This is a genomic window from Arthrobacter sp. Dra40 (genome assembly GCF_059091905.1).
Genome location: NZ_JBNHHB010000223.1, coordinates 1 through 8,053 on the forward strand (window position 1 = coordinate 1; position 8,053 = coordinate 8,053).

An 8,053-nucleotide genomic window follows, 5' to 3' on the forward strand; every position below is an offset into this window, starting at 1 on the left:
CCGCCGCGTTCGGCTCCTTCATGCACCAGGGCCAGATCTGCATGACCACCGGCCGGCACATCGTCCACGAGGACATCTACGAGGACTACGTCGCCGCCCTCGCCGAAAAGGCCGAACACCTGCCCGTCGGAGACCCGAAGACCGGCACCGTCGCGCTCGGCCCGATCATCGACGAGAGCCAGCTCAAGCGCATCGACTCGATCGTGCAGGACGCCGTCGCCGCCGGCGCCCGGCTGGCCGCCGGCGGCACCAACAACGGCCCGTTCTACTCCCCCACCGTGCTGGCCGACCTCGACCCGGACAACACCGCGTGGAAGGACGAGATCTTCGGCCCGGTCGCCCCGGTGATGAAGTTCTCCACCATCGACGAAGCCGTGGAACTGGCCAATGCCAACGAATACGGACTCTCCCTGTCCATCCTCGGCGACGTCGGACTGGCCATGCAGATCGCCGACCGCGTCGATTCGGGCAAGGTCCACATCAACGAACAAACCGTCTCCGACGAAGCCAACTCCCCCTTCGGCGGCACCAAAAACTCCGGCAACGGCTCCCGCATCGGCGGCCACCAAGCCAACATGGAATCCTTCACCGAAACCCAGTGGCTCACCGTCCGCCCGGACATCGCCAACTACCCGTTCTAACCAGCACGCTGCCCGGGAGGAACTGCCGCCGGAGACGCCGGCGAACACGCCTCGCTCCGGCGGCACCCCCAGCCCGGCGCGCCGCCTGACCGCGGCGCTCGGCACGCCGGTGCCAAGGTGGGATTCCATCTCCCGCCTTGGCACCGGCGTCGTTGTGTGCGGGCCCGTGCCGGGTTTAACGTGAGGGATACCGCGCCTCCGGGAACCGCGAACCGCCGTTCCCGTGCCGGCGACCCGGAAGAGCACAACATGACAATTGCAGACGAACTTTTCGGTGCCCTCGAGCAGGAGCTGGACTGGCAGCGGGACGTGTACAAGGACCTGCACCGGAACCCCGAGCTCAGCATGGAAGAACACCGCACAGCCGATCGGATCGAAAGGGAGCTGACGGGCTTCGGCTACCACGTCCAGCGCATCGGCGGGACCGGCGTCGTGGGCATCCTGGAGAACGGTGCCGGCAGCACCGCACTGGCACGGGCGGACATCGATGCCTTGCCGGTCACCGAAGCCACGGGGCTTGACTATGCCTCGGAGACCAGCGGCGTCATGCACGCCTGCGGCCATGACATGCACATCGTGTCCCTTCTGGGTGCAGCAAAGCTGATGGCGGCCCACCGGGACGGGTGGGCCGGCACGTACGTGGCGCTCTTCCAGCCCGGCGAGGAAACCGCCGCCGGCGCGCAGGCAATGGTCGACGACGGCCTGGCCGGGAAACTGCCCCGGCCGGACGTGGCCTTTGCCCAGCACGTGATGCCGACCGAGGCGGGAAAGATCGGCACGACGGCCGGTGCCGTCCTTTCGGCCGGCGACTCGCTGAAAATCACGGTCCACGGCCGGGGAGCCCACGGGTCGATGCCGCACAACGCCGTGGATCCGGTGGTGCTGGCCGCCTCGATCGTGCTGCGGCTGCAGACCATCGTTTCCCGGGAGACCAAACCGGGCGACTTCGCGGTGGTAACGGTGGGTGCCTCCAACGCCGGGTCAAAGTCCAACATCATCCCGGACCGGGCCGAGCTGCTGCTCAACCTGCGCACGTACGATGTGGCGCTGCGGGAACGGATCATTTCCTCGATCGATCGGATTGTCCGCGGCGAGTGCCTGGCCGCCGGATCGCCGCGCGACCCTGAATTTGAGTACTACGACCAGTTCCCGCTGACCAACAACGACGCCGAAACCACCCAGCGTGTCACGGCCGCCTTCACCAAGCATTTCGGCGGCGACCAGGTTTTCCACACCGACCCCATGACGGCGTCCGAGGACTTCAGCCGGATTCCGGATGCCTTCGGCGTGCCGTACACCTACTGGACGGTCGGCTCCGTCCCGGCCGACATCTACCGGAAAGCCGTGGAAAACGGCTCGGTCTCCGAAGACATCCCGGCCAACCACTCACCGTTCTTCGCTCCCATCATCGACCCGACGCTCTCGGTCGCTACCCAGGCCCAGGTCGTCGCCGCTTTGGAGTACCTGGCAAAATAGGGGTCGTTTCCCATGACCGAATCAACCACGGCAGCCGTCCGGACGGACTGGAAACCAACCGACACATGGCTGCTGGGCATCGTCCTGGCCGTCATCAACTTCTGGCTTTTCGCCCAGACCCTGCTCAACGTCATCCCCGGCATCAAGGACCAGCTCGGCGTCGAACAAACGCTGGCCAACCTGGCGGTATCCATCACCTCCCTGTTTTCCGGCATTTTCATCGTCGTCGCCGGTGGGCTCGCCGACCGGATCGGCAGGGCCAGGATCATGTACGCCGGTATCTATCTCAGCATCCTGGGGTCGCTGCTGATCGCGCTGACACCCGAAAATCTCGGCGGACTCACCGACTTCATGCTGCTGGGCGGGCGCGCCATCCAGGGCTTGTCCGCAGCCTGCATCATGCCCTCCACCATGGCGCTGATCAAAAGCTACTACGAGGGAAAGGACCGGCAGCGCGCACTCTCCTTCTGGTCCATCGGTTCCTGGGGCGGGTCGGGCTTCTGTGCGCTGTTCGGCGGGCTGATGGCGTCCTCCTTCCTGGGCTGGCGCTCCATCTTCTGGATCTCGATCGTGCTGTCCGTGCTGGCGCTGTTCCTGCTGCGCGGCACCCCCGAGTCACGCGCCGCAGCCGATCCGGAAGCTGCCGCGCACCGCTTCGACTGGTTTGGGCTGGCCTGCTTCATCGTCATGCTGGTGGCCATCAACGTCTATATCTCCCAAGGTCCGGCCATCGGCTGGTTCAGCTGGACCGGGCTGGCACTGGTGGCTGCGTTCGTAGTGTTCGGTTTGCTTTTCCTGCAGATTGAGAGCCACCGCCACTTCGCATTCGTTGACCTGAAGTTGTTCCGGAACGGGACCTTCACCGGGGCGACATTGTCCAACTTCCTGCTCAACGGCGCCGCGGGCACCCTGATCGTTTCGCTGGGACTGGTGCAGGTTGCAGCAGGCTTGAGTTCACTGCAGTCCGGCCTGTTGACACTGGGCTACCTCATCGCCATCCTGGCCACCATCCGGGTCGGTGAAAAGCTGCTGCAGCGCTTCGGCCCCAAAAAGCCCATGTTGTGGGGCAGCATGATCACCGGGGTCGGTATTCTCTTGTGTTCGACCACCTTCCTGCGCATCGGCGAATACATCGTGCTTACCGTCATCGGGTTCACGCTGTTCGGTATCGGACTGGGCTTCTACGCAACCCCTTCCACCGACGCTGCGCTGTCCAACGTCCCCGACGCCCAAGTGGGCGCGGCGTCGGGCATCTACAAGATGGCATCTTCACTGGGCAACGCCATCGGTGTGGCCATTTCTGCCGCCCTGTACGTGGCCGCACAGGCCGTCAGCCCGGGAATCATCCAGTCCTGGGGCCTGTTCATCGGCCGCCAGGACAACGTGGCGCTGCGCTTCGGCGGGGCGGTCGGCCTGCTGTTCAACGTCTTCATGGTGGTGATCGCCATCGCTTCGATCATCGTCACGGTGCCGGCCACGAGGCCTCCAGCCGAGCAGGCGGCCCGGCCAGACGAGGTGGCACCGCCGGCCTTTGGGAACTAGAGCCTCGTTGACGGCAGCGGTGACCCGGAGTATAAATGGCCGTTCAGGTCGCCGTTCGCCAATTCTTCAGTGGAGGCACTGCCATGTCGGTCCATGCATCCAGCGGGTCAAGCATTCCGGGCTACGATTACGGCACCGTGGCCCATTCGCCGGTCACTCTGGCCGAGCTCGAGGACCTCAAAGCGAGCGCAATGTTCAACGAGGAGGACGCCGCCATGTTACGGCGTGCCGGCGAGGTCCTCGACGGGCAGGTGGAGGACGTACTGGACGTCTGGTACGGCTTCATCTCCGGCCAGCCGCATCTCGTTGCCCACTTTTCCCGGCCGGACGGCCCGCCCATCGAGGACTATCTTGCGGCAGTCCGCCTGCGGTTCGGCCAGTGGATCCGGGACACGTGCACCAAGCCCTATGACCAGGAGTGGCTGGACTACCAGAACGAGATTGCCCTGCGCCACACTCCCGAGCACAAGAACGATACGGACCACGTCGGGTCGACGCAGGTGGTCCCGCTGCGGTATCTCATCGCGCTGATCGGGCCAGTCGTCACCACCCTGCGGCCGTTCCTGGCACGCGGCGGAGCTCCAGCCGAAGACGTGGACGCCATGATGCAGGCCTGGCTGAAGGCCGTGGTCCTGCAGATTGCGTTGTGGTCCCGGCCCTACGCGCTCCCCGGCGTGTGGTGACGGCACCCGGCAGGTGGCTCAGCGCTGGCGCCGCTGCGGTACGGCGTCGGCGGTGGGCAGCCAGCGCCGTGCTGCAGCGACAAGCATCTGGACCAGCAGGATAAGCAGGACACCATCGGCCGCGATGTAGAGATAGTGAAGCGTGGAACCGCCGTCGTCCGTGCCTGCCAGCACCATGTCGGTCCGGCGGTTGAGCAGCGGACGGACCACCATCACCTTGGCCAGCAGCACGACGACGGCGCCGCCGACCAGCGTCAATACCGACGGTCTACGCGCTGACCCACCAGAGTCAGCACCAGCAGCGCGGCAAGACGCAGGCGAATCATGACGGGCCTCCTTGCCTCGACCCATCCCAAGTTCAACGGGAGCATTGCCATCGGCGAGGTCGCCGGCCGGCGCTGTGGCGCAGAGTTTCCGCTGGGGCTTGACCTTGCCCCAAGGGCCGGCAGGAGGGTAGAGCCGTGGCAGAAAGCCACTCGAAACCAACTGCGGAGGCGGGGCACGCAATGGCGCTGGTGAGCAGCGGGGAGTTCCAAACCCGCGCACGACTAAGCGCCAAGGCGCTTCGGGTCTACGCGGAAAAGGGACTGCTGGAACCCGCACACATCGATCCGTTCAACCGCTACCGGTACTACAGCCTGGAACAGGTGGAGACCGCACGGCTAATCGCCATGCTGCGCGGACTCGGCATGCCGCTGGCAGGTATCCGCGACGTCCTGCGCCTGGCCGGGCGGCAGCGTGCCGAAGCGGTGGCGGCGTTCTGGCAGAACGCAGAGGCCGAGACGGTGGCCCGCCGGCATCTGGCAGCCTACGTGGTTTCGATCATCGCGCCCGAAAGGAACCCGACCATGAAAGTTCAAGTTCGCAGCACTCCTGCCATGACCTACCTGACCGAGCGGAAGACGGTGTCGCCGGAGCAGATTCCTGGCTTTATCCGCGACTCCTGCGACCGGCTCATTCCCATAGCCGAACGTTTCGGCGGCTGGGCAGGACCGCTGACCACTATCTATCACTCAGTGGTGGATCAGGACAACGACGGCGAGATCGAGAACGGCATTCCGGTGGCTGCGCCGGTGGATCCGGCGCAGGTGCAACCACCCACCCACGTCCTGACAGAGCCGGCCGGGGAACTGGCCTTCACCCGCATCACCAAGGCGCAAGTGCGGTTTCCACAAATCCTGCAGGCCTACGACGAGGTCTACAAGTGGCTGGACACCGAGGGGTTCGCGGCGGCTGGACCGCCGCGCGAGATCTACTTTGCCGACTTCGGGCTGGCGGCACCGGATGAAGAGGTCTGCGACATCGCCGTGCCGTTCGTTCGGTAGCGCACACTCGTTCGACGGATGCTGCCGGGCTGGTCTTCGATGTTCCTCGGTCCATTAATCATGACGGCGCCGACCAACATCACCGCGATGCAGGCGCCCAGCATGGCGAAGGAGGCGGTCCAGGAACCGGTGGCTTCGTGCACCACCCCGAACAGAAGCGGAGCAATACCTGCGCCGGCATAGCCGATGCCCTGGCTGAATCCGGACAAGACTGCTGAGCCGTGCGTGGTGCGTGAGCGCAGGTTCACCATGAGCAGCGCGGTGGCGAAAGTGCCCTGGCCAAGCCCGGACAGGGTCATCCACCACCAGGTCCCTCTCTCCGGCGACAGCAGCAGGCCTAGATGCCCGCCGATCCAGCAGGCGGTGAACACCAGGATGGCCGCGATGGGGTGCTTCAGCCGGGGCACGATCAGGGGTACCAGCAGGCTGACGGGCAGCCCGAGGATGGCGAAGTAGGCCAGGGCCGAACCGGCGCTCGCTGCGTCGATGCCGTGCTCGGTGAGGTAAGGCGGCAGCCACGCGAAGTAGACGTAGGTCTGGGCGGAGTTACCGGCCAGGAAGATAGCCAGGCCCCACGCGACCGGCGAACGCCATGGATTCAGCTTGGCCGGCGCCGTTGAAGTTTCTGCGAGGCGCGTCGCGGCACTCTCGGCGGCGGCGGCCGGATCACCTGTCTTCTCGGGTGTCGAGCCGTCCTGCCGGCCGGAGGGTTCGGCGGCAGGCGGGGAGGCAGCCGGAACCGGGACCCCGCCGTCGTACGCCCTGCCCTTCCGGCGGTCCTGCATGGCCTGCACCGCCCACGGGATCAGCACCACGGCGCTGACCGCGGCCCAGAGCGCTATGGACACGCGCCAGCCGGCGGCGTCCGCGACCGGGACCGCCAATTGGGGACTCATCGCGGTCCCGACCGCCAGCAGAGTCACGTAACCCGCGGTGACCACACCCACGCGGTCCGGAAAGTATTTCCGGACCAGCGGCGGCAGCACGACGTTGCCAATACCGTACCCGGCCATGACGACTGCGCTCAGGGCCAGAAACGGCCAGACCCCATCCACTGCGGCGCGCCCCACTTGCCCTGCGACCGCCAGCAGGACCGCAGCCACCAGCACTTTTTCCAGCCCCAGCCAGCGGATCAGTGCCGGAGTACACAGACCCGCTGCGGCGAAGATCAGCGGCGGCAGCATCGCCAGCGCACCGATGGTCGTGGCATCGAAGCCCAGTTCCGGTCCGAGCCGGCCCAGCAGCGGCGCGACGGCGGAAACCGCTGCGCGCAGGCTCAGCGCCATCAGCAGGATGCCCAGCAGGGCACCGATGCGCCCGGTCCAGGGCTTGCGAAGGAAGTAGGTCACCCGCCTACCCTAGCGGCGGCCGGCCCGCTTACCCGGCCGGATACGGTTCGCGGCGCAGCAGCCGGGCCAGATGAACGGCGTTGCGCGCCGCGGTCGCCGTCGTCGTCACCGTCACTTCCGGGGTTTCCGGCAGGTCCTGGAAGTCGGTACCGTGCATCGCCTCGCCCACCCAATAGGTGGACCCCTGCGCTGGCAGGCTGAAACCGACGTCGCCCAGGCCCTGGTACAGCTCGGCCGTGACGTGGTGGGCGCCGTCCTCATTGCCGACGACGGCCACCAGCGCGACTTTGTCGAACATGCTGGGCCGACCCTGCTCGTCGGTTTCGGATAGCTCGGCGTCCAGGCGTTCGAGCACGAGTTGCGCCAGACTCGCGGGGTGGCCCAGCCAGATCGGTGTCGCAAGCACGAGGATGTCCGCGGCCAGGATCTTGGTGCGAATGGATGGCCAGGCGTCGCCGTCGCCCATGTCGGTCTGCACGCCGGGTTTGACGTCGTGGTCCACAACCCGCATGAGGTCACACGTGACGCCGTGTGCCGATAATTGCGTGATCACTTGCCGGGCCAGCAACTCGCTGCTGGACGGTTTGGGCGACGGCGTCAGGGTGCAGACCAGTGCCAGTGCGTTGAGTTTCGTCTCCTCCATAGCGCCATTCTGCGGCTTCGCCATTCCGTCGGGAAGGGGAGGCAATGAGTGGCCCAGCTGTGACTACCGAATCTGGTGTTCGGGAAGGCGGTGTTCCGCACCTCGAGCAATGATGCTCCGGAAAGGAGACACCGCCGTCGTTGTTCCCTTTCGCGTAACCAACTTCCGGACGGTGACGGGGGCCACCGTAAGATGGTGCTGGCGCCCTTCCCGTGCGGCGCCGCGACCGCAACGCGGCCCGCTGGGGGCCGGCTGCGGCCACGCGAAGAACTAGGAAGTGGTGCCAAGGATGCTTGACCCGTCAACGATCGAGTCCATCGCCGACGAGCTGGTGGAGGCCGGCCGGACCCGGACGCCGGTGAAACGGCTGACCGCCCGCTACCCGGAGATGACC

At 66.2% G+C, this 8,053-nt stretch carries 8 protein-coding genes and 1 pseudogene; 6 read left to right on the top strand and 3 right to left on the bottom strand.

The features are described 5' to 3' along the window. The 4 genes from AC5RWT_RS31840 to AC5RWT_RS31855 form a co-directional block, all read left to right on the top strand. A partial coding sequence (locus tag AC5RWT_RS31840; RefSeq protein WP_494083708.1) for an aldehyde dehydrogenase family protein occupies positions 1 to 641 on the top strand: 641 nt, incomplete at its 5' end. A gap of 249 nt (positions 642 to 890) precedes the next feature. After that, positions 891 to 2,117, top strand: a complete 1,227-nt coding sequence (locus AC5RWT_RS31845; RefSeq protein WP_494083709.1) for an amidohydrolase — start codon at positions 891 to 893, stop codon at positions 2,115 to 2,117. Positions 2,118 to 2,129: 12 nt separating this feature from the next. Further along, a complete protein-coding gene (locus AC5RWT_RS31850; protein ID WP_494083710.1) occupies positions 2,130 to 3,659 on the top strand; it encodes an MFS transporter in 1,530 nt (509 codons plus the stop codon). 83 nt (positions 3,660 to 3,742) lie between these two features. Continuing rightward, positions 3,743 to 4,342, top strand: a complete 600-nt coding sequence (locus tag AC5RWT_RS31855; RefSeq protein WP_494083711.1) for a protoglobin domain-containing protein — start codon at positions 3,743 to 3,745, stop codon at positions 4,340 to 4,342. Between the two features lie 18 nt (positions 4,343 to 4,360). Here AC5RWT_RS31855 and AC5RWT_RS31860 read toward each other — a convergent pair whose 3' ends face one another. Beyond that, positions 4,361 to 4,600, bottom strand: a complete 240-nt coding sequence (locus AC5RWT_RS31860) for a hypothetical protein (RefSeq protein WP_494083712.1) — start codon at positions 4,598 to 4,600, stop codon at positions 4,361 to 4,363. A 203-nt stretch (positions 4,601 to 4,803) separates the two neighbouring features. Between AC5RWT_RS31860 and AC5RWT_RS31865 the strand changes: the two genes are divergently transcribed. Beyond that, positions 4,804 to 5,667 (top strand): MerR family transcriptional regulator, encoded by an 864-nt coding sequence (locus AC5RWT_RS31865; protein ID WP_494083713.1) that lies wholly within the window; start codon positions 4,804 to 4,806, stop codon positions 5,665 to 5,667. Here AC5RWT_RS31865 and AC5RWT_RS31870 read toward each other — a convergent pair. Next, positions 5,595 to 7,016, bottom strand: a complete 1,422-nt coding sequence (locus tag AC5RWT_RS31870) for an MFS transporter (RefSeq protein ID WP_494083714.1) — start codon at positions 7,014 to 7,016, stop codon at positions 5,595 to 5,597. The two genes, AC5RWT_RS31865 and AC5RWT_RS31870, sit on opposite strands and share 73 nt — an antisense overlap. A gap of 28 nt (positions 7,017 to 7,044) precedes the next feature. Further along, positions 7,045 to 7,659 (bottom strand): flavodoxin family protein, encoded by a 615-nt coding sequence (locus AC5RWT_RS31875; protein WP_494083715.1) that lies wholly within the window; start codon positions 7,657 to 7,659, stop codon positions 7,045 to 7,047. Between the two features lie 289 nt (positions 7,660 to 7,948). Here AC5RWT_RS31875 and AC5RWT_RS31880 point away from each other — a divergent pair. Continuing rightward, positions 7,949 to 8,053: pseudogene (locus tag AC5RWT_RS31880) on the top strand (2-oxo-hepta-3-ene-1,7-dioate hydratase); the annotation flags it as partial.